The organism is Veillonella parvula (genome assembly GCF_024461875.1).
Lineage (GTDB): Bacteria > Bacillota > Negativicutes > Veillonellales > Veillonellaceae > Veillonella > Veillonella parvula_I.
The window spans coordinates 203,837-227,954 of sequence record NZ_JANGAL010000002.1 but is presented as its reverse complement, the minus strand read 5'-3'; the positions used below and the strand labels follow the sequence as shown (position 1 = coordinate 227,954).

Genomic DNA, 24,118 nt, shown 5'->3' with positions numbered 1-24,118 from the left:
TTCAAGAAGAATTTATTTGTTATTTCTAGAGGAGAGAAGATTATGACTGATTTGTCTATCAAAAATCTTTCGTATGTAGATAATTTTAAACATACGATTATGGGTAATTATGCTAATTTCAAAGGTCGTGCAAGCCGCAGTGAATATTGGCGTTTCTATGGTATCACAATTGTTATTGCTGGTATCTTCAATGTATTGAGTGCTCTTGTAATGGATACTGCGCTAGCAAGTGTTGTAGGTCTTATTTCCATAGTATATAATCTTGCAATTCTATTGCCTTCCATTGGTCTTGCTGCGCGTCGTTTACATGACATTGGTAAAAGTGGTTGGATGCTTTTGATTAGCTTGATTCCATTTGGTATTATCTATGTTATTTATCTACTCGCTCAAAAGGGTGATGAAGGTGATAACCAATATGGATCTCCAATGAGCTATGAAGTAATTACTGCTGAAGAAGCTGCTCGCACTGGTCTTAAAGAAACTCCAACTGACGACATGGATCGTAAATTCATGTACGTGTGCATTGCAATTATTATTCTTGAATTAATTCTCATGAGTGCCATCTAATAATTGTATATACAATAAAGCCTACGTAAGTAGGCTTTTTCTTTTGCTTAATAGGGGATGTAGGTTCTGTTAAATTTAGAAATGAAGTATTTGACAATTTCCCCGTTTGAGTCCTATAATTATCTATTATATGAATATTGCGTTGAAAAAGACGGCATGTCTCAGACGGATTTAGTAGAGACCAAACTCATGGGCTGAAAGGTTTGGAAATCTAGAGATTTGCGGATCACTTTGGAGCAAGCAGGAACCCTGCCGGTGAACACCGTTATATGTTTAAGTGGCTTTCACAATATGAGAGATGAGTTGCGTCTTATGTGTTACAATCATGTGCTAGCATGGTGTGACAATCGCAGAAATGCGGTGGCGCTAGCTTTCACAAGTAACGAGAGTCAGTAGGGTGGTACCACGGATATGACGTCCGTCCCTTCGGGGGCGGGCGATTTTTTTATGTAAAAGGAGCAACAGCATGGATTACGGTAAGACGTTACATTTGCCTGAAACAGAATTCCCAATGCGCGGCAATTTGCCTAAGCGCGAACCAGAAATCTTAAAATTCTGGGAAGATAACAAGATTTATCAAAAACGTTTGGAGTTGCGTAAAGACGCAAAACCTTTCATTTTGCATGATGGCCCTCCATATGCGAACGGTAAATTGCATATCGGTCATGCCCTCAACAAAACGTTGAAGGACATCATCATGAAATATAAAACAATGACTGGTCATTATACTCGCTACATCCCTGGTTGGGATACACATGGTTTACCAATCGAGCATGCGGTTATTAAAAACACTGGTCTTAACCGTCATGAAATGGCTCCATTGGACTTGCGCAATAAATGTAAGGAATATGCATTAGAATGCGTAGAAACACAAAAACAAGATTTCATTCGTTTTGGTGTATTAGGCGAATGGGACCGTCCGTATTTGACATTGCGTCCTGAGTTCGAAGTTAAACAACTTGGCATCTTCGGCGAAATGGCAAAACGCGGTCACATCTATAAAGGTCTTAAAACTGTATACTGGTGTACGCACTGCGAAACTGCATTGGCAGAGGCAGAAATCGAATATGCTGAGAAAAAATCCTTCTCCATTTACGTAAAATTCCCTTACGTATCCGAGAAAAAGGTCACATTGCCAGCTGGCGTAGATTCAAAACAAGCATACTCTGTTATTTGGACAACTACTCCTTGGACAATGCCTGCCAACGTAGCTATTTCCGTTAACCCTGAGCTTGAATATGGCTGGGTAAAAGTAGGCGACGAATACTACTTGATGGCTACTGAACTTGTTGACGCAGCTATGAAAGATATTGGTATCGAAAACTACGAAATCGTAAACCGCTTCTCTGGGGCAGACTTAGAATTAGCTGAATTTAAACATCCATTCGTAGAACGTACATCCACTGTATTATGCGGTGACCATGTAACACTTGAAGCTGGTACTGGTTGCGTACATACAGCGCCTGCACACGGTGAAGACGACTTTAACATCGTTATGCGTTATAACAAGGAAGGTAAAACTAATCTTCCTATCATTTCTCTTGTTAACGAAACTGGTAACTACACTAAACAAGTAGACGACAACCGTTATGGCGATACTGAATTCCCATTGGCTGGCGTAGAAATTCACGATGCAGAAGTGCCTGTAATCAAAATCTTGGCGCATAATAATGCATTGCTTCACAAATCCAGCTTGCGTCACCAATACGCTCACTGCTGGCGTTGTAAAAATCCTGTCATCTATCGCGCTACAGAACAATGGTTCTCCTCTGTAGATGGGTACCGTCAACAAGCGCTTGATGCAATCGATAACCAAGTGCAATGGATTCCTAAATGGGGCCACGACCGCATTTTCAACATGGTTCGCGACCGCGGTGACTGGGTAATTTCTCGTCAACGTATTTGGGGCGTGCCAATTCCTATTTACTATTGTGAAAGCTGCGGCGAGCACATCATCAACGATGATACTATCAAAGCATTACAAGAAAAAGTAGCTGTAGAGGGCTCTGATGCTTGGTGGGCTCATAGTGCAAAAGAATTGTTACCAGAAGGTTTCAAATGTCCTCATTGCGGTCATGATGAGTTCAAAAAAGAAACAGACATCATGGACGTATGGTTCGACTCTGGTTCTTCTTGGGCTGGCGTGCTCGAAGTAAACGATCTTGATGTACCATGTGCTATGTACCTTGAAGGTTCTGACCAACATCGCGGTTGGTTCAACTCTTCCTTGCTGACTGCAGTAGCCACAACAGGTAAAGCACCGTACAACTCCGTATTGACTCACGGTTTTGTTGTGGACGGTGAAGGTCGCAAAATGTCTAAATCTGTAGGTAATACAGTGGCTCCAAGTGATATCATCGACGTATACGGCGCTGACGTTATGCGTCTGTGGGTATCTTCTGCGGATTACCAAGCAGACGTACGTTTGTCCAAAGACATCGTAAAACAATTATCAGAAGTATACCGTAAGATCCGCAATACATTCCGCTTCTTACTCGGCAACTTGGATGACTTCAATCCAAACACCGATAAAGTGGCTTACGCAGATATGTCCGAATTCGATAAATGGGCTTTGCTACGCTTAGAAGAAGTGCGTCAAAAGGTTACTGATGCGTACGAAAACTATGAATTCCACATGTTGTACCATGCAATTCATAACTTCTGTACAGTAGACTTGAGTTCCATCTACCTTGATGTAATGAAAGATACTATGTATGCTGAAAGCAAAGACAATGTAGCTCGTCGTTCTGCTCAAACAGCGATGTACGAAATCTTGAAAACATTGGTAGCCATGGTATCTCCAGTACTTTCTTTCACAGCGGAAGAAGTTTGGAAATATATGCCTAAAGAAGAGGGCATGCGCGAATCCGTTATGCTTCAAGATTGGCCACAAGGTCATCCAGAACACTTCAACCAAGAATTGGCTGACAAATGGAACCAATTGTTAGACTTGCGTACATCCGTACAAAAAGCATTGGAACTTGCTCGTCAAGATAAAACAATCGGTCATCCATTGGATGCATCCGTTACAGTATATGCTGAAGGTGCTGCATTCGATGCATTGAATGCCCTTGGTGAAGAAGGCTTGGCTAAACTTGTTATCGTATCCGAAGCGCACATCGTAAACGGCGCTGCACCGGCAGAGGCTGTAAAAGACGAAGAAACAGGCGTTGCAACAGTTGTTGTTGCCTCTGGTCTCGAAAAATGCGAACGCTGCTGGATTCATCGCGATACAGTCGGCCAAGATAGTGCACATCCTACACTTTGTGCACGCTGTGCCGACGTTGTAAAAACATTATAATAAAAAAAGACCATCCTGTTGAACTTCGCTTCCAAAAATTGTGTCCAATTTTTGGGGTACAGTTCACTGGGGATGGTCTTTTTTATGTTTGTAAATCCTTTGGCACTGTTAACTGTTTCCAATTATCTAGTTCAGGGATTTCCAAGGTATTTATCGTTTTTTGAATCCAATAGTTTAAGGACACTTCGTTTCCCACATATTGTTCAAATAAGTAGGTCTTACCAGGCATGTCTTGTTGGTTTCCATCGTCATCGATGGTATGACGGGCGGACTCTTTTAGATAGAGCTGCACCCTAAATGGGGCCGACTGATTGCCTTTGAAAATGAAATAGGATGGGCCCACAAAGTCATGGGTACGAATATTAATTTGTTCGTACTTTTTCTCTTTTAATCCTTGTAATGCAGCTTGAATCATAGCGTTTGCATCATCGTATTCCTCTAGCAAAAACGGCTGTTGATCCACATCGAGCACGTAATGCCAGGTTGGCTTTTCTTCGTTCTTTTCGATAGTCCAATTACCCTCGATGCTAGGCACTTGATGATTATCGTAAAGCTCTTTCAATAGGCTTATGGTATTCTCTTTGTCGTAAATGGACTTGTAGATAATTTCGTGTCCTTCTGATGGATCATAACCATGTAGCCTTATTTGATAGTGATCTCGTAGCATCCGTTTTACATCGACCTTAAAGATATTGCGCAATGTATCTGGAACGGATAGGAAATGATTGTAAAAGCTGAGCTTCATTTCTTCCTGTGACTCTAAGGCGGTTTCAATGGTTTGCCAGTCGTACAAGGTTGTATCCCATAGGAAGTCGTCCATGATTACAGATAAGCGGGCCGCATTTTGAGGCCAGTTGGTAGGTGCAGGACGCACCGTAGTAGTTGACTCAGTAATACCTTCTTTGTACTGCCAATGACCATCGATCTCCTCAAAGGCGGCTAAGCGTTCTTCTGCTTCATCATCGATAGGAATATCTTTTAGCTCCGGATCTAAATTGGTTTTATGAGATAAGATATATTGATGGGATTGCTCGTAATAGGATACGGCTTGATCTAAATCTGGTTTGCCAGTTACATAGCCTTTTTCGTAGGCATAACCTAAGGCAACGCGTGTTAAAGCGCGTGTAATATCGTAGAAAAGAACGCGATTCTCCTCTTCAAAGGCTCGTTGTTCCTCGTCTAAGACACGTAGTAATGATTGCACACCAAAGCGTATGTTTTTCGTTACCCCTAAACCGTGGATTCGCATGTATCCGATATAGGGCAAGGCAAATATGAAGCGATCTTTTGTAGCCGCCATATGTGTTAAATCTGCAATGAGTCCCCAGTCGAGAGGCAGGTGGCCTATGTGAAAGATGTAGCCAAAGGCTGCCTGTAAGGCGGTATATCCTGCATCACTAAACTGTTTTGTTGCCGCACGGCGGTAGAGGCCAATAGCCTTTACCGGATCGTAGGGAATCGTAGAACGTAACACTTTAGCATCATAGAAATGATAGTAATAATCCGCTAATTCTGCGATACTTTCAGATTGACCTAAGGCGGCACCTTTAGTGAACCATGTGAAAGCATCCTCGAATTTACCATTTTCATGGCAGTCGAGGCCTGTATATAACATCATGGCAGGGTTGCCAAGTTCGGCCGCAGTCCTAGCGACACGGCGCGCATTGCTGAAATCGGCTTCATCGATATAGATATTGCGCAAGTTCCCTTGGAACATAGCAAGACCGTTGTCGAGGGCCTTGTTAAACCACTCTTTCGCAAGGTTAGATGCATTTTCTTGTAATGTTTCATCTGGCACAGTGCCTTGCAAAGCGGCGATGCGATCCTGCACAGAGTTTGCTGTAAGGCTTCTTTGAATGCGTTTAGTCCAACTCATAGGCGGAGGTGTTAGCATAGTCTCAGCGGAGCTGATGCGATTATCATCACGCCAGAAAAAGACATTGCCTATAACATATTGGCAATAGGCATCGCCTTGGTTTGCGTAATCATAGACAATGCGAAATGCTTCGTCGAAGGAAATTTGCATATCCTTCTCTACGGTAGGCGTAATGGAGCCTTTAATGCGCAAAGCTTGTAATGTGCCGATAGGGCTACAGCGGCGAATGCTATCATGCAAGCACTGATAGGTGCGCATATTATCCTCTGGAAAGTTAGACTCTTCCCAGGTAAAGCGAGGCCCTGCATAGACGCGTGCCAAGAGTGCATAGGCGTCACCTAGCTCTCGAGCCTCTGGGTCATTGGCTATCTTGAGAGCGTCCTCTTTAGTGTCTATATCACTTTCAAGACGGCTTGTCTTGTCGTTTCGTAAGGCTCTATCTTTTAGTTGACTTGGATTTTGCTGATTATTGACGATGAGCTCCAATTGACGTAAGCCTTCTTGAGCCATTTTTTGATTGTAGGATGTAAAAATCATGTGGAAGACCTTTTGCAGGCGTTCCGTAAAGTACTGTGCCATTAGGCCTCCTTTTATACATGTATACAGTAAATACATATTTATTATATAACGAACGCGAGGTACCGTAAAAGAGAAAATACTAGTATATCTGCATGTTCTCTATTGATATCATACTGCTATCGATTACCTGTTCTCACAATATACTAGCCTATTTCTAATTTATATCTATGCATAATACAGAGCCTTCAGCATGTATTGGATTCAAATGATAAAAAAATCCCCTCTGAAGAAAATCTGCTGTCACAAATTTTATGTGATGTCTGCAATCTTTCAGAGGGGTTATTATGTATCCTAGTTCTTAGGAATACATATTATTTTTTGTTGTAATCGCCGAACCATTTGTTGTAGATTTTTTGGTAAGTGCCGTCTTCTTTAAGTTCTTTAAGAGCTTTGTTAACAGCTTCTTGTAAAGCTTTGTTGCCTTTTTTCACGCCAAGAACTGTACCTTCAGCTTTAGTAGGTTCGCCTACAAGTTTAAGGTCTTGATCAGCACCTTGTTTGAGGTAGTACATAGCAACTGCATTATCGATGATAGCACCGTCGATTGTACCAGCTTTCAATTCCATGAAGATATTAGCATTAGAATCGATTTGTTTTACTGTTGTACCAGGAATTTTTTGAGCCATTTCAACCGGGATTGTACCGATTTGAGCGCCTACAGTTTTACCTGCTAATTCATCCATGTTGTGGATTGTTGTGTTGTCTTTACGAACAACTGTGATGAAACCGCCTTGGTCGAAGTATACATCGGAGAAGTCCAATGCTTTTTCACGTTCAGGTGTAGCATTGATGCCTGCTGCGATCATGTCGATATCACCAGATTGAACTGCTGGAATCAAAGCATCGAAGCCCATGGATTTGAATTCCATTTTTAAACCAAGTTTTTTAGCAATTGCTTCGGACAAATCAACGTCGAAACCAACGTATTTGTCGCCTTCAGTGAATTCGAATGGTGGGAATGTAGTTTCAGAACCTACACGCAATACACCTTCTTGTTGTGTCATTTTAGGTTTGTCGTTGCCACAACCAGCCAATAAACCCATTGCTGCTACCGCTACGAGGGCGATGGCTGTCAATTTTTTGAACTTAAACATAGTATCCTCCTTAAACATCCATATACATGATTTATACATTTCTGTTTATATTGTACGGAATTTTACACCAATAGGCAATAACATTGTATAATTAAGAGTACATGAGTTTCATATTTAAAAATGGATTTCATTTAACATTGTTTAAATCCATCGATTTGCACACATTTTTGATTATATCTATTGGAGGCGCTATGAACCTTATGCATACATTTTCCGATCTTTGTAAAAGCTTCGCCCCAGATGCTTTTGCGGTGAATTATACATTAGCTAAAAACCCTGAGATTTCCAGTCAAGAATTCGAGTCTGTCAAAACCATTGGTGCTGTTCTCGAAAAATATGGTATGGACGTAACCTATGAATTCTGTAATTTGCCGACTGCCTTCAAGGCGTCTGCCGTAAAAGTAGATCATCCAAAAGGTCGCTTAGCGATACTTTGTGAATATGATGCACTCCCTGAGGTAGGCCATGCGTGTGGTCATTCCGCCAGTGGTTCTATGAGTGTATTGGCTGCATTGACACTGCATAAAATGCAAGAAGAGGGCGTAGCTTTCAACATGGACATCGATATTATCGGCACACCAGACGAAGAAGCGATGGGGTGTAAGGTAGATATGTGCAATACAGGGGTATTCAAAGAATACGATTTTGCCATAATGGTTCATCTCGACGGCGAGGAAACACGCCCTAACTCACAATTCTTGGCACTCGATTGTTTCCGTGCTAAGTATTACGGTAAACCGGCTCATGCAGCCGGCGAGCCTTGGAATGGCATCAACGCGGTAAATGGTGTGCAACTCGCTATCCATGCTATGGATATGATGCGTCAACAAGTACGCCCTGAAACGCGCATAGGCACGTGGATCATTGCTGGAGGTACCGCATCCAATGTGATTCCTGCCTTCGGTGAATTAGAGGTCACCGTGCGTCACACAGAGCGGGATTACTTAAATCGTTTATCTGAGCAGATCAAAAAAATCTTTGAAGGGGCTGCCCTTTGTACAGGTACAACTGTGGATGTAGAGTTTTATGGCAATCCGTATGATGATATGAACCAAAACCACCGTGGCACAAAGCTTATCGAAGAGGTAATGGCCGACATGGGTCTCGATTTTGAACCTGGTCCGGCAGCCCTCGGAGGTAGTTCAGATATTGGTAATGTAAGCTATCAATGTGCGGCACTCCATCCTAAATTGCGCCTCGCTGGCGAGCCAAAGGTGTGCCATTCTAAAGAATTTGCCGCTGCCATGTTAGAGCCTACCATTGAACAAACTATCATTGATGGTGCTACTATTATAGGGGGCTCCTTATTGCGATTAGTTGAGGACCCAACAGTCTTAGAAGAAATTGTAGCCGAATTTAACGCATCCATAGGGTAATGCTTGAGCTTATTGATTTGTTAGATACCATAAGGGAGGCAGTATGACCTCAAAAGAAACATTAACTATAAAAAATTATATAGGTCTAGTTGGAGATAAGCGCATTCGATTCATCGCATCTGATGTAGACGGCACATTGGTAAACGATGCAAAGGCGATTCCTGAGGATGCCATTGAGGCGATTCGTGCAGCTCGTGAAAGTGGGATTCGGGTAGCCATTGCTTCTGGCCGTGCTTGGAATGAGATGAATGATGTCATCGAAAAACTGCCTTGCTTGCGCTATTTTATGTGCACCAATGGTGCTTACGTGATGGACAAGGATGAAAACCGCAGTCTATTCCACGTAAATTTTGATAAAGAACAAGCACTACATTTGTTGCGCAAACTATTAACCTACGGCGTGTATGTAGAGGCCTATGTGAAAGACCAAATCTTTGGTATGTATCCGCCGTCTAGATGTATTACACCTGAACGTTTAGGGGCGTGCGCTTGTGAACGAAGTAACAGTAATAAAAAGACGTTACATGGCATAATGGATAATCATCTGTCTAATACTAAAAATCAGATTTCTAGTATAGGGGACACTCGTCTGCCAGGAGCAACTTATGCTCACTATGCATTAGCGGAAGGCAACGAAGCAGTAAAAATAAACATGTCTGAATGTGAAATAGAGCAGTCTAATTTCTTCTTTAGACCTAATATTCGTCCATTTATCTTGGCTACGCGGACAATGGTATGTGATTTGCTAGCTCATATGGAATCCTTAGACGAAGGGCCTGAGAAGATTCAAATCTTCTACGGAGATGAACCGATGCGTCAGCGCATCTTGCAAGACTTACGAGATGAATACCAAGGGCTATCTCACGACGGTACAGGCCGTGAACGTTTCTATGATGTATTGCTCTCTAGTGAAGGCAATCTAGAATTTGTATTGCCTCATACTACAAAAGGCACTGCCGTAGAAGCCTTGGCAAAACACTGGGGTTTAAGTCCTGATGAGGTGATGACACTGGGGGATAGCGAAAATGATCTATCTATGTTACGCTTTGCGGGTGCAGGCGTAGCGATGGGCAATAGCAAGCCGAACATTAAAGAAGCGGCACGATACGAAACGACAGATAATAACCACCAAGGCGTGGCAAAAGCTATTTACTCGGCTATTGCATATAATAATGAGTTAAATAAGAAAAAGTCAAAGTAGATAATGTTAAGTTTGGCATAGATAAACAGTACATAGGAGGTGATGTATAATGGGAAATCTAAAATTTAATATTGATGACACTTGTGTTAAATGTGGCGCTTGCGCTGAGGATTGTCCTGTTCAATGCATCACCGAAGGTAAGACTCGATTTAATATCGGGAAAGGCTGTATTGGCTGTGGTGATTGTTATTCGATCTGTCCTGTAGGGGCCGTGAAAATGCATAAACGCGAGGCCCCTAAAGAGTGACAACTAAAATCCGAACATTAAAAAGTTATTTATAACTTACATACGGAATATATGGAGTCGTTATACTTCCTATGGTATAATAAAATGTAATGAAAAATTAGCGTTTGGCTCGGAAAAACGCGTCCCAGTACAGAAATGTATGGGCATAACAAATAGTGAATATACTTTCACAAATAGATGCATATGGAGGAAGGCATGGAAAACAAGGAATTTGTAATTGTTGTTGACTTTGGTGGTCAATATAACCAATTGATCGCGCGCCGTGTTCGTGAAAATCACGTATACTGCGAAGTATATCCATACAACAAAGCGCTGGAGAAAATTAAGGAATTAAAACCGCAAGGTATCATCTTCACAGGTGGTCCTAACAGCGTGTATGAAGAAAATTCCCCCAAAATTGAGAAAGAGATTTTTGAACTTGGTATTCCTATTCTTGGCATGTGCTATGGTATGCAATTTATGGCGCATACATTGGGTGGCGAAGTTAAATCTGCGGACAACCGTGAATTTGGTAAAACACCTACTAAAGTGGACACCACATCTCCATTGTTCAAAGGCTTGGAAGAAGACCAAGTTGTTTGGATGTCCCATGTTGACTATGTAGCAAAAGTTCCTGAAGGCTTTGAAATCGTAGCACATACTAAGGATTGCCCTGTTGCATCCATGCAAAATAAAGAACGTAAACTATATGCTATGCAATACCATGCAGAAGTGTTGCACACTGAACATGGCAAAGAAATGCTTCACAACTTCCTGTACGAAGTGTGTGGCTTCACAGGCAGATGGACAATGGCAAACTATGCGAAATCTGCTATTGAAGACATCCGCAAAACCGTTGGTGACGGCAAAGTATTATTGGCTTTGTCCGGCGGTGTAGACAGCTCCGTTGCGGCAGCTCTTATCTCTAAAGCTGTAGGCGACCAATTGACTTGTATTTTCGTTGACCATGGTTTAATGCGTAAAAACGAAGGTGACGAAGTTGAGGCAGCTTTCAAAGATTCCGGCATGCATTTCATCCGCGTCGATGCGGAAAAACGTTTCTTAGATAAATTGGCTGGTCTTGAAGATCCAGAAGCGAAACGTAAAGCTATTGGTGAAGAATTCATCCGCGTATTCGAAGATGAAGGCCGTAAAATCGGTTCCGTTGACTTCTTGGCACAAGGTACAATCTATCCTGACGTTATCGAGTCCGGTACTGGCGAAGCAGAAGTTATCAAATCTCACCATAATGTTGGCGGCCTGCCAGCAGTGGTAGACTTCAAAGGCCTTATCGAACCATTGCGCAATCTCTTCAAAGACGAAGTACGTGAACTTGGTTCTGAATTAGGTTTGGCTGACTACCTCGTATGGCGTCAACCATTCCCAGGTCCTGGTCTTGCTATTCGCGTAATGGGCGAAATTACGAAAGACAAACTCGACATCTTGCGTGATGCGGACTACATCTTCCGTGATGAAATTGCAAAAGCTGGCCTTGATCGCAGCATCAACCAATATTTTGCAGTATTAACATCTACACGTACCGTAGGCGTTATGGGTGACTTCCGTACATACGACTACACATTGGCATTGCGTGGCGTAACGACAACAGACTTCATGACTGCTGACTGGGCGCGCATCCCTTACGATGTATTGGACACAATCTCCCGTCGTATCGTAAACGAAGTACAACACATCAACCGTATCGTGTACGATATTACATCTAAACCACCTGCTACAATTGAGTGGGAATAAGATGATTTGCTTAATATAGGTAATATATAAAAATACATAATATAATTTAGTCATCCAAAGAGTCTTTCTTTGGATGATTTTTTTATAGGTCTTCAAAATATGTATTTTATATGATAATAGAAATTTTGTATTAGTGATTAAAATGGTAAAAGCAATATATTTATTTGTTATTACTATGAAAAATAAATGAATTAATGATGTGTTCTAATTATCTAAGATGTTATAATAAAAAATATTAGGATTTATATTATATTTACTAGATTATACGGATTTCATGTAAATAATCTTGATTTGTAAGTTTTAATGAGGATGGTATATAAGTTATGGCAGCAAAAAATAATACAGATATTGGGTTTGAAAAACAAATATGGGATGCGGCTTGTGTCCTTTGGGGGCATATTCCTGCTGCAGAATATCGAAAAGTAATTGTAGGGTTAATATTTCTTCGTTATATATCAACTGCTTTTGAGAAACGCTATGAAGAGCTTATAAAAGAAGGCGACGGATTTGAAAATGATAGAGATGCATATGCAGAAGAAAATATTTTCTTTGTTCCAGAAGAAGCTCGTTGGAGCAAGATTTCTTCTGCTGCACACACACCTGAAATTGGTACAGTAATTGATGAAGCAATGAGGGCAATCGAAAAAGAAAATGCGAGTTTAAAAAATGTTTTGCCTAAGAACTATGCCAGCCCTGATTTGGATAAAAGAGTATTGGGGGAAGTCGTTGACTTATTTACTAACGAAGTAAAAATGGATGGAACTGAGGCAAGTAAAGATTTACTTGGAAGAACTTATGAATATTGTATCGCTCAGTTTGCAGCCTATGAGGGAACTAAAGGTGGTGAATTTTATACACCATCAAGTATTGTTAAGACTATTGTTGCTATTTTAAAGCCGTTTAATAATTGCCGTGTATATGATCCTTGCTGTGGCAGTGGCGGTATGTTTGTGCAAAGTGAAAAGTTTGTACAATCTCATAGTGACAATAGAGGTAATATTTCTGTTTATGGACAGGAATCTAATGCAGATACATGGAAGATGGCGAAAATGAATATGGCTATAAGAGGAATTGATGCCAATTTTGGTTCCTATCATGCAGATACATTTTTCAACGATATTCATAAAACATTAAAATCAGATTTTATTATGGCGAATCCACCATTTAATCTTTCAAATTGGGGAGCGGATAAATTAAAAGATGATGTAAGGTGGAAATATGGAACACCACCATCTGGGAATGCAAACTATGCATGGATACAGCATATGATACATCATTTAGCACCAAATGGAAAAATTGGATTGGTGCTTGCTAATGGAGCCTTATCTTCTCAATCTTCCGGAGAAGGAGAAATAAGGAGAAAGATTATAGAAGATGATCTTGTTGAAGGTATAGTAGCTTTGCCTACACAGTTATTTTATAGTGTAACAATTCCTGTAACCTTGTGGTTCATTACTAAAAATAAAAAGCAAAAGGGAAAGACTCTATTTATTGATGCTAGAAAAATGGGATATATGGTTGATAGAAAACATAGAGATTTTACAGAAGGGATACAGGAAGATGGAAGTCTTGGAGATATTGACTTATTAGCAAAAACCTTTGAGGATTTCCAAAATGGAATACTGGAAGAAAAAAAAGGATTTTCGGCGATTGCCACAATAGAAGATATTGCAAAGCAAGATTATATCTTAACTCCAGGACGATATGTAGGTATTGAGGAACAAGAAGATGACGGAGAGCCTTTTGAGGAAAAGATGACAAGACTGACTTCAGAGCTTTCGGATATGTTTGAGAAATCTCATGAACTGGAAGAGGAGATCAGGAAGAAATTGGGGGCGATTGGTTATGAAATTTAAAAGGTACGCTCTTTCAAAATTGGCGACAATTAAATATGGGAAAAATCAGAAAAAAGTTCTTTCGGAGGATGGAAATATTCCTATTTATGGTACGGGAGGATTAATGGGATATGCGACAACAGCGCTTTATGATAAGCCATCCGTTTTAATTGGAAGAAAAGGGACAATCGGAAAGGTTAAATATGTGGAGCATCCATTTTGGACAGTTGATACGCTTTTTTATACTATTATCGATGTGGACATTGTAATTCCCAAATACCTATATTATGTTATGTCCCTTATAGACTTAAACAACTATAATGAGGGAACAACCATTCCAAGTCTGAGGACAGAAACTCTTAACAGGCTTGAATTTGATATTCCGTCTATAGAAGAACAGGAGATAGTGCTTTCTTGTCTTAATCCGATAGATAGAAAAATCGAATTGAACAATGCGATAAACAATAATTTAGCAGCCTAAAGGTCAAGGTCGGAGACATCCAATTCGCCGGACATCAGCCGAGGAAGTAAACTGTCACGGATAGCTTCAAGACGGCATATTTCCTCATAGTTATTGCGTATGGCGGCATCCATAGGTGCTACAATTTCTTCAAACCGATCCATTTCACCCTTTGTAGGAATGATAATCGGCATCGAATTAAGTGCATCCCGGTTGATGGAGCCGAAAACGGTACCCTCGCCATTAAACATATCCAGTTTCTCTCTCAGAGAGAAAACTGTATATAACACGAAAGACTGATGATTGTCCTTCGAACGGATTGCGCCAAGACCACGACCTATGCAACAAGGTTCATAAGCAACATTAAGATCACCGACAGGCGCGCGAACACTCATAAGAACATCGTTTGATTGAGCTATGCGCTTGGGATCAGTTGTGAATAGACGCCGTGTCGGGAATCTGAATCCGAATTCTCCTCTTCCTTGGAAGAAAACGGTACCGATGCCATCCTCATTATAGGTATCGCCTTTAGGAGACTGTCCCATCGTTATGTCTGCTACATCAGAAAGGGCTCCTTCAGCCCACTGATCGGAGGCATTATGAATAAACATGTTGGTGTAAAGTGTTTGTGCCTGCTCCTGTAAATTATTGTTTAGCATATAACATACCCATAACTTCTGTGGGTGGCAGAAGTTAATATCGGGGGACTTCCGCCCCATAGTCGTTCTCTAAGAATAAATAAAGGAGGATTGACTGTGAAACAAGATTTAATCAAAGATGTTGTTCAAGGAATGTTACCGTACTTGAACAATGCACAAAGCGAAAGGTTGCAAGAGGTGTTACAATACACCCTCGTAAGGTACGAGGTAACAGAAAACAAGCAACAAGAAAAAATTTCGGAGCAGAACTTTGTAGAACTGTTCTTATCGGCAAAGCGAATAGAGGGCTGTTCTGAAAAATCTCTTAAGTACTACAAAGCTACTATTGAAGCTATGCTTAATGAACTCCAAAAAGATGTCAAACATATAGTTACAGATGATATAAGAGGATACCTGACAGAGTATCAGGAAAAGAAAAAGTCAAGTAAAGTTACAATAGACAATATACGCCGTATTCTTTCAAGTTTCTTCTCGTGGTTGGAAGATGAGGACTATATACTGAAAAGTCCTGTCAGGCGAATACATAAGGTCAAAACAGGCACGAATATTAAAGAAACATACTCTGACGAAGCATTGGAACTTATGAGAGATAACTGTACCGAGCCGAGGGACTTGGCAATGATAGATATGCTTGCTTCTACTGGTATGCGTGTAGGAGAAATGGTGCTACTTAACCGCAATGATATTGATTTCAATGAGAGAGAATGTATTGTTTTCGGTAAGGGCAGTAAAGAAAGGGTTGTTTACTTTGATGCAAGAACAAAGATACATTTGCAGAATTACTTAGGAAGCAGAACGGACGATAATCCGGCTCTGTTTGTGTCGTTGAAATCGCCACACGAAAGGCTGAAAATTGGTGGAGTTGAGGTTCGTTTGCGTGAATTTGGAAAGCAATTAGGGTTACAAAAAGTGCATCCGCATAAGTTCAGGCGTACGCTTGCAACAATGGCAATAGATAAAGGAATGCCTATTGAGCAATTGCAACAGCTCTTGGGGCATAGGAAAATAGATACGACCTTGCAGTACGCAATGGTCAAACAGAGCAATGTTAAGATTGCTCATCGAAAATATATTGGATAGAGAGGATAGCGATTATGGCTGAATGGATTGAATGTAAAATATCTGACATTGGAACGGTTGTTGGTGGTGCAACTCCTTCGACGAAGAAACCTGAGAATTATGAAAATGGAACTATTGCTTGGATAACACCTAAAGATTTATCTACATTCAGTGGTCGATATATTCAGCATGGCGAAAGAAACATTACCGAAGCAGGATTGAGAAGCTGTTCTACACAGTTGTTACCGAAGAATACGGTGTTGTTTTCTTCAAGGGCACCAATAGGATATGTGGCTATTGCTGCAAATGATGTATGTACCAATCAGGGATTTAAGAGTGTTATTTCAAATGAAAATACTAATCCGTTGTTCTTGTATTATTTGCTCAAATATAACAAAGACAAAATCGAAGGTATGGGAAGCGGAACAACATTCAAAGAAGTATCAGGAAACACAATGAAAAATATTGTTGTTTCTGTTCCAACAGATAAGAAAGTACAAGAGAGAATATCATCTATGCTTGGCTCTATTGATGATAAAATCGAAGAAAATGAGAGAATAAACAATAATTTAGAGCAACAAGCGGATGCTCTTTATCAGGAATTCTTTTCTCCTAAATCAGGGACACAAGGGAAAATAGCTACCCTTGATGAGTATTGCTCAATCTTTACCGGAAAGAAGAATGCCAATGCATCTGTTGACGGCGGCCAGTATAAATTTTTTACTTGCGCTCCTGATGCTCTGCAGATTGATAGTTACATATATGACGGCAATGCCATAATAGTTTCAGGTAATGGAGCATACGCAGGTCGCACGCGTTTTTATAGCGGAAGGTTTGATCTCTACCAGCGAACATATGCTTGTACATTGCTTGATAATATCAATCCAGACTATATCTTCCCGCTTTATTGGTTCGTCAAGTTAGAATTAAGTAAGAAAATTATGGGCGGAACACGAGGATCTGCAATTCCTTATATCGTAATGAATGATCTTGCAAAATTCGAATTCATATATAACAACGAAACTTTTGCTCAATACATGCCAATTTTCAAGACACTTACCGAAACAATACAAGCTAATGAGTTTGAAAACGAGACTCTTGCAAATACCCGAGATAGTCTGCTACCACAGCTTATGTCCGGCGAACTTGATGTATCCGATATCGACCTCTAAGCCGCTAAATTATTGTTTATATTACAGAAGGAGTCGTAAATATGGAAGAAAGAATATTTAATAAAGATGAAATGGAAAACTATGGAATAGAGATAACTTCTGTAAGTTCTTTTATTGATGAAGTAAATAAGATAAAAGATGATTTATCTGGAAGTAATGAGGAATTATTCTTTAGAGGTCAAAAGACTGATTTTTGGGATATTAAACCTAGTATATTTAGGGATTATTCTTTAAGTGTTGAGCATACGTTAATGCAGGTCCCTTTGCTAAAAGTACCGCATGAATTTAAATCTATAAATAATGACTTTGAAATCATGACCAAATATCAGCATTATGGTATGTGTACAAGACTATTGGATTTAACTACTAATCCATTGGTAGCCTTATTTTTTGCTTGTGAACCATACGGTGAGGTGTACTATAAAGGTCTATTAGACGATTTGAGTAAAGAAGATGATAAGGAGCAAGATAGCAAGGTACAAGAGGCGAATGGTGTCGTATTTTTTAACAAAAGCTATCCTACACACACAAATGGAGTAGAGATAAAAGTAATATCAGCGTTGTCTAAAATGGATTTATCAAAGGATAATACAGTTGAGTCTGTATTGGGAAAGCTTGAAGAAAATAATGTTATATCCAAAAGTCTAGGTGAAAAATGGCGGTCAGAAGATTATTATAAAGAGTTTATAGATATTGTTCAGAATAATTATGTGGTTATCCCTCCATATACGAATGAAAGATTAACTAGACAATGTGGGCTATTTCTATTAGTAAGTTGTTTCAATTTTAGTTATACCGAGTCTATCAAAACATCTACAATAGAAAAAGGTTATAAAGATTTAAGAGATGAGTTTGATAGACGTTTTTTTTATATTTTAGGGGAGAATAAAGCTAGGATATTAGATGAACTGGATACTTATAATATAAATGAGGCAACGTTATTTCCTGAGTTAGAACATCATTTAAGTTATATAAAAAATAAGAAGAATGCACTAAAAATACCTTCATCGGAGTTTATAAAGTTTAACTATCATGATATACTAGAGAACTCAAAAATAAGTGGTGGTAATATAATTGAGAATATATTGGATAATGAAGAATTTAAGCTTGAAGTAATTAAAGCGCTGAATGAGATGTATAGCTTTGATATAGATGAACTTTGGAAAGTGATTGAGTTGTGGACGTCGATTGTTGATTGGAACTGTCAAGGATCAATAATAAGTAAATTTAAAATACGAATTCAAAGAGTATTGATAGATAATGGTTTAAATAAAGAACAGGCTAAGAAGGATGCTGATTATATATGTAACAATGTAATAGAAACGGGGATTAAACTATTAAAAGGGAGTGATTAGTAGTGCTAAATTTTTTCCGAGAGGAAGATTATGAAAAATCATTAATTGAATTATTTCAAAATGATTTAGAGTATGAATATGTATATGGCCCAGATATAGAAAGAGATTTTTATAGTCCTTTCTATGAAGAAGTTTTAATTGAGTCTTTATATCGTATAAATCATGGTGCAACTAATGATGCGATTCAGGATGCATTATTTAAACTTAAAAACTTTGAAAATGGGGAGCTTGTACAGAAGAATGCAATCTTTATGGACTACTTACAGAATGGTATTCCTGTAAGATATTTTGTTGATGGAGAAGAACGTTCTTCAATTGTTTATCTTGTGGATTATAAGAACCCTGAAAATAATTCATTTGTTGTAGCTAACCAATGGACTTTCATTGAGAACAGCAATAAACGCCCTGATCTTATTCTATTTCTAAATGGTCTGCCAATAGTATTAATGGAACTTAAGTCTCCTTCGCGTGAAGAAACAGATGCTTCCGAGGCATATAGACAACTTCGCAACTATATGCAAGAGATTCCATCAATGTTCATTTATAATGCTATTTGTGTTATGAGTGATCAGTTGATTTCTAAAGCGGGTACAATTACTTCAGGTGAAGACCGTTTTATGGAGTGGAAAACAAAAGATGGTAATTATGAGAATACCCAATATGCACAGTTTGATACATTCTTTGAGGGAATATTCCCAAAAGAACGATTACTTGATATTATTAAGAACTTTATTTGTTTCTCGAATGAAGGAGTAAATAGCTACAAAATCCTTGCTGGATATCATCAATATTTTGCAGTAAAAAAGGCTATTGAATCGACTAAGCACGCTACTGTTACTGATGGTAAGGGTGGAGTTTTTTGGCATACTCAAGGTAGTGGTAAGTCTCTTTCAATGGTATTCTATGCCCATTTGTTGCAGGAGGCCCTAGATAGCCCTACTATTGTTGTGCTTACTGACCGAAATGATCTTGATGATCAACTCTATAGTCAGTTTGTAAAGTGTAAAGACTTTTTACGACAAGAGCCGTTACAAGCAGAAAGTAGAGAAAATCTTAAAACCTTACTTGCTGGGAGACAGGCAAACGGTATTATTTTCACTACGATGCAAAAGTTTGAGGAATCGGATGAACCTCTATCTGAGCGTCATAATATTATAGTTATGGCGGATGAAGCACATAGAGGGCAATATGGACTTGCTGAAAAAATTAAGATTACAAAGAATGAATATGGTGAGGAAGTAGCAAAACGTGTTATTGGTACAGCCAGACTTATTCGTAATACATTGCCTAATGCTACATATATTGGTTTTACAGGAACACCTATTTCTTCAAAAGACCGTAGTACGCGGGAGGTCTTTGGTGATTATATCGATATCTATGATATGACGCAGTCTGTTGAAGATGGTGCAACACGACCTGTTTACTATGAAAGTCGTGTTATCAGATTGAATCTTGATCAAGCTACATTGAGGTTGATTGACGCTGAATATGATTTGATGTCTTTGAATGCAGATAGTGAAGTTATAGAGAAAAGCAAACATGAGCTAGGACAGATGGAAGCCATTCTTGGTAATGATAATACTCTAGATTCTCTTGTGCATGATATTCTTGATCACTATGAAAATAATAGGGAATATTTACTTACCGGTAAGGCAATGATTGTTGCATATTCTCGCTCTATTGCTATGAAAATCTATAAACGTATTTTAGAGCTTCGACCAAATTGGGACGAAAAAGTTGCTGTAGTTATGACTTCTGGTAATAATGATCCAGAAGAGTGGCGACAAATTATTGGCAATAAGCATCATAAAAACGAGCTCGCTAAGAAATTTAAGGATAATAAAAGTCCTTTAAAGATTGCTATAGTTGTTGATATGTGGCTGACAGGTTTTGATGTTCCTTCTCTTGCGACTATGTATATTTACAAGCCTATGACTGGACATAATCTAATGCAAGCAATTGCTCGTGTTAATCGTGTATTCCGAGATAAAGAAGGCGGGCTTATTGTTGATTATGTGGGTATTGCTACTGCTTTGAAGCAGGCGATGAACGATTATACATCTCGTGATAAAAAAAATTATGGTGATACGGATGTTTCTATGGTGGCATATCCTAAATTCTTAGAGAAATTGTCTATATGCCGTGATATATTCCATGGATATGATTATTCTAAATTTAAAAGTGGTACGGATCTTGAAAGAGCTAAAACTATTAGTGGTGCAGTGAATTTCATTATGGATAAAGAGCGGTCAGAGGATAAGGAGGTATTTGTAAAAGAAGCCCTTATGCTTCATCAAGCACTCTCTCTTTGTTCTTCGTTAGTTAATGAAGATGATAGATTTGAAGCAGCATTTTTTGAAGCCGTTCGTGTACTTATTTTGAGACTTACTAATACTGGTGTTGGTAAAAAGATTTCATTACCAGAGATGAATGCAAGAATAAACGAACTTTTAAAACATAGTATTAAGAGTGATGGTGTAATTAATTTATTCTCTGACATTAAAGAAGAGTTCTCTTTATTTGATCCTAAATTCTTACAAGATGTTGCTAATATGAAGGAAAAGAATCTTGCAATTGAATTGTTGAAGAGATTAATTTCTAATCAAGTCTCTGTTTATCGTAGAACAAATGTAGTTAAGTCTGAGAAATTTAGTGAAATTATGCAACGCTCTCTCAATGCTTATTTAAATGGGATGTTAACAAATGAAGAAGTTATTGCAGAGATGCTAAAACTAGCAAAACAAATCGCAGCTGATAGAGAAGAAGGGAAAAAACTTGGCCTAACTGCAGATGAGTTAGCCTTTTATGATGCATTGGTAAAACCACAGGCTATTAAAGATTTCTACGAAAATGAAGAGTTAATCTCGATAACGAAAGAATTGGCTGAGACTCTGCGTAAAAATAGAACCATAGATTGGCAAAAACGTGAATCAGCAAGAGCCAAAATGCGTATGATCATTAAAAAACTTTTGAAAAAGCACAAATACCCTCCAGAAGGTATGGATGATGCGGTTCAGACTGTAATAACACAATGCGAGCTATGGACGGATAATTATGATATGGAAGAAGAACATAAGGTTTATTCCTATCCAATGCCCACAGACGAACGACTATCTATGGTTGCTGATGATATAGGGAAATATAATTAAGGATGCACTGTGATAATAGAGAGAATATTTATGGAGTGGATGTTGTAATTCTAAGGCTTTATATTTTTGACAAAACGCATCTATAGTAAGTGAGTAAACCGTTTACTGTAATAGTTCATTAATTAGAGTGGGAGTTATTCTATGATTACTCTTAGACAAGGAAAAGCAAAGACGATTTTAGAAAGTTCTTTAAATAGCGCTTTTACTGCGGTGGAAACATATAATAGGCCACGCACTCAGTTTAGAATTGAAAACTATATTATTTTAATGATCATAGCTTGGACAAAATTATTTCATGCATATTTTCAAGTTATAATCGGAGAACGCTATTTCTATAAAGAAAGAAATGGAAGATATAAGCTGGTTGATGGTGAGAAAAAGGCTTGGGAGTTAACAGAATGTATAAAAAAATATCAAAGTATATCTAGGAGAAATAAATTAACAAAGGCAACTATTGCAAATTTAAAATTTTTTATAGGGATAAGAAATAAAATAGAGCATCGTCATTGGGATTCTACTACTCTTGATATATTACTTTTTGGTGAGTGCCAATCTTTGCTTTATAATTATGAAAATTTAATAGTTTCTCTTTTTGGAGAAGAATATTCTTTGAATACAAGTTTAGCATATGCGCTTCAGTTTTCTCATCTTAGAGCTTCAGAGCAATTAAAAGCACAAAGAGAATTACTTTCTAAAGATATGAAGGATATTAAAAAATATATTGATAAATACAAGACACATCTCTCGGATGAAATTTATAATAGTCAAGAATATAGTGTAAAACTATTACAAATACCTAAGGTGAGTAATACGAATCGTTCTGAGCTATCAATTGAATTTGTTAATTGGAATAGTCTTATGGAAGAGGATCGAGAAAAGTATGAAAAATTAACGGCAATAATAAAAGATAAAATAATAAAGCAACCTGTGTCAAATGCTAATCTGTTGAGACCCAAAGCTGTTATACATGCTATTAAAGACAAAACGGGAATCGAGATTAATTTGAATAATCATACGTCTTTATGGAAGGCATTTAATGTTAGGCCTGATTCTGATTCAAAATCAAAGTTTGATACAAGAATAGAATATTGTATCTACGATGAGCCACATAATGATTATCTATATACAATTGAGTGGGTAGAGTTGCTTTCTGACCTAATTGAAAATCATGGATTTAATAAGGAGAATATACATAGTAAGTGTAAGAGTGGGATTAACATTTCAGATTATATTGTGGAATCATAATTATAAGATTTAGTTAATTATTTTAGAATTACTAGTATGTTGCTAGGTCAAATATTTGTTAGTTTTTAGGATGTGTTAATAAAGTAATATATAATTTGTCTACTAAGGAGTTATTCTTCATTAATAATTTAAGTGGAATTATATGAAATATATATTATCTCTATGAGTTATTGGGGTGATACCATATGGTATCACCTCGATTTTTTATATGGGTTATGCATCACGTGATACAATAGAAATTAAAAAGGAGTATTGATTAATGAAATTGGCTCGCATTAATTGAGCTCTATATTTAATTATTAGTTGCATAATTATCTTTTTTTGTAAAAAGAAAAGGACTCCACATAATTTAAATAATGAAGTGTGCTGTCTTTGTTTAGTATAAAAAATACAGAGTTACATATCATGGAAACTGACAGTATTGTTAAGGAAATAAATGTATGAAAACCATCAAAGAATTTTTAGATAGTGATATATATTTAGATATTATAAAAGAACTAGGTGTCGACAACTTTAATCAAGATTTACAAAGTGTTGAAGTAGAAGAACTAAAATATCGATTGAAACAGAGATATTTCTTACTAGAAGGGTTTAATTGTAAGGTGCTTTCAGAAAAAGCGATGTTGCAGTTTTACAATCAAATGATAGAAGAACATAGAAAAGATATTATCGTTTGGACTAAGAAGTTTTGGCAATATAACGATGATACTATTGAGGAACAACCTGATGGTGAGTTTTCTATAGGTGAAGAACTGTCTGAAGATGATGAATCAACTGTAATTGAAATAGGAAAATACTCTATAACGAGTATTGGTTTGTATATAATTGAATTTGACCTCTTGAAGAATCATCAAGACATATTAGCTGATTACTATAAAAGAATATATATTCCTAAGGCAACGAAATATGCAAAAAATGTGATAGCATTATATAAAGAGGTTTTTAGCTAAGATATTTAGATATACTAAATCAGGAGGTTTCCCATGGCACAACAATCACTTGATTTTACTTCTTGGAATGAACAAAGGATAATAAATGTTTGGTTTCCTCTCGGGAGGCCATAATCTGGTGGAATCCAAAAGAAATTGTTATTGCCTAGTTTAATAATTAAGCCAATAGATTATGATATTTATTAGCTTTCATATTGTCACCCAAAATTGGTATACTGATTTTAAGTTATAGATTTTGGCTTAAATAGTTGTTTGAAAATAG

At 38.1% G+C, this 24,118-nt stretch carries 17 protein-coding genes; 14 read left to right on the top strand and 3 right to left on the bottom strand.

The window, feature by feature from the left end:
* Positions 1-42 precede the first annotated feature (42 nt).
* Positions 43-567, top strand: a complete 525-nt coding sequence (locus NE668_RS05240) for a DUF805 domain-containing protein (RefSeq protein WP_024061335.1) — start codon at positions 43-45, stop codon at positions 565-567.
* A 466-nt stretch (positions 568-1,033) separates the two neighbouring features.
* Positions 1,034-3,868 carry an isoleucine--tRNA ligase gene (ileS, locus tag NE668_RS05235; RefSeq protein WP_227037587.1) on the top strand — a complete coding sequence of 945 codons (2,835 nt, stop codon included), beginning with the start codon at positions 1,034-1,036 and terminating at the stop codon, positions 3,866-3,868.
* Between the two features lie 82 nt (positions 3,869-3,950).
* Here ileS and NE668_RS05230 read toward each other — a convergent pair whose 3' ends face one another.
* Both NE668_RS05230 and NE668_RS05225 read right to left on the bottom strand, forming a co-directional pair.
* Entirely contained in the window at positions 3,951-6,323 is a 2,373-nt protein-coding gene (locus NE668_RS05230; RefSeq protein WP_227037589.1) for a tetratricopeptide repeat protein, read from the bottom strand.
* Between the two features lie 311 nt (positions 6,324-6,634).
* Positions 6,635-7,417, bottom strand: a complete 783-nt coding sequence (locus NE668_RS05225; RefSeq protein ID WP_004694101.1) for a basic amino acid ABC transporter substrate-binding protein — start codon at positions 7,415-7,417, stop codon at positions 6,635-6,637.
* Positions 7,418-7,608: 191 nt separating this feature from the next.
* On the opposite strand from NE668_RS05225, the gene NE668_RS05220 reads away from it, so the two are divergent.
* From NE668_RS05220 to NE668_RS05195, 6 genes are all read left to right on the top strand, one after another.
* A complete protein-coding gene (locus NE668_RS05220) occupies positions 7,609-8,793 on the top strand; it encodes an amidohydrolase (protein ID WP_227037591.1) in 1,185 nt (394 codons plus the stop codon).
* A gap of 43 nt (positions 8,794-8,836) precedes the next feature.
* Positions 8,837-9,994 (top strand): HAD hydrolase family protein, encoded by a 1,158-nt coding sequence (locus tag NE668_RS05215; RefSeq protein ID WP_227037593.1) that lies wholly within the window; start codon positions 8,837-8,839, stop codon positions 9,992-9,994.
* Between the two features lie 49 nt (positions 9,995-10,043).
* On the top strand, positions 10,044-10,241 hold the full coding sequence (locus tag NE668_RS05210; RefSeq protein WP_227037595.1) for a DUF362 domain-containing protein: 198 nt from the start codon (positions 10,044-10,046) through the stop codon (positions 10,239-10,241).
* A gap of 195 nt (positions 10,242-10,436) precedes the next feature.
* Positions 10,437-11,972, top strand: coding sequence for a glutamine-hydrolyzing GMP synthase (gene guaA, locus NE668_RS05205; RefSeq protein ID WP_227037597.1), 1,536 nt, complete (start codon positions 10,437-10,439; stop codon positions 11,970-11,972).
* A gap of 323 nt (positions 11,973-12,295) precedes the next feature.
* Positions 12,296-13,828 carry a type I restriction-modification system subunit M gene (locus NE668_RS05200; RefSeq protein WP_227037598.1) on the top strand — a complete coding sequence of 511 codons (1,533 nt, stop codon included), beginning with the start codon at positions 12,296-12,298 and terminating at the stop codon, positions 13,826-13,828.
* Positions 13,818-14,288: a restriction endonuclease subunit S gene (locus NE668_RS05195; protein WP_227037600.1), complete on the top strand. Its 471-nt coding sequence runs from the start codon at positions 13,818-13,820 to the stop codon at positions 14,286-14,288. Before NE668_RS05200 ends, NE668_RS05195 begins: the two co-directional genes overlap by 11 nt.
* On the opposite strand, the gene NE668_RS05190 is transcribed toward NE668_RS05195, so the two are convergent.
* Positions 14,285-14,926, bottom strand: coding sequence for a restriction endonuclease subunit S (locus NE668_RS05190; RefSeq protein ID WP_256196073.1), 642 nt, complete (start codon positions 14,924-14,926; stop codon positions 14,285-14,287). The two genes, NE668_RS05195 and NE668_RS05190, sit on opposite strands and share 4 nt — an antisense overlap.
* Before the next feature lie 96 nt (positions 14,927-15,022).
* Here NE668_RS05190 and xerA point away from each other — a divergent pair, with 96 nt between their 5' ends.
* The 6 genes from xerA to NE668_RS05160 all read left to right on the top strand — a co-directional run bounded on the left by xerA (position 15,023) and on the right by NE668_RS05160 (position 23,856).
* The gene (xerA, locus tag NE668_RS05185; protein WP_079653051.1) at positions 15,023-16,006 is read left to right on the top strand and encodes a site-specific tyrosine recombinase/integron integrase; all 984 of its coding nucleotides are present in this window, start codon (positions 15,023-15,025) and stop codon (positions 16,004-16,006) included.
* Between the two features lie 14 nt (positions 16,007-16,020).
* Positions 16,021-17,157, top strand: a complete 1,137-nt coding sequence (locus NE668_RS05180) for a restriction endonuclease subunit S (protein ID WP_227037604.1) — start codon at positions 16,021-16,023, stop codon at positions 17,155-17,157.
* Positions 17,158-17,198: 41 nt separating this feature from the next.
* A complete protein-coding gene (locus NE668_RS05175; protein WP_227037606.1) occupies positions 17,199-18,512 on the top strand; it encodes an FRG domain-containing protein in 1,314 nt (437 codons plus the stop codon).
* Between the two features lie 2 nt (positions 18,513-18,514).
* Positions 18,515-21,661: a type I restriction endonuclease subunit R gene (locus NE668_RS10405; protein WP_227037609.1), complete on the top strand. Its 3,147-nt coding sequence runs from the start codon at positions 18,515-18,517 to the stop codon at positions 21,659-21,661.
* 141 nt (positions 21,662-21,802) lie between these two features.
* Positions 21,803-22,906, top strand: a complete 1,104-nt coding sequence (locus tag NE668_RS05165) for a DUF3644 domain-containing protein (RefSeq protein ID WP_227037611.1) — start codon at positions 21,803-21,805, stop codon at positions 22,904-22,906.
* Positions 22,907-23,346: 440 nt separating this feature from the next.
* Positions 23,347-23,856 carry a hypothetical protein gene (locus tag NE668_RS05160; RefSeq protein ID WP_227037612.1) on the top strand — a complete coding sequence of 170 codons (510 nt, stop codon included), beginning with the start codon at positions 23,347-23,349 and terminating at the stop codon, positions 23,854-23,856.
* Positions 23,857-24,118: the final 262 nt, after the last annotated feature.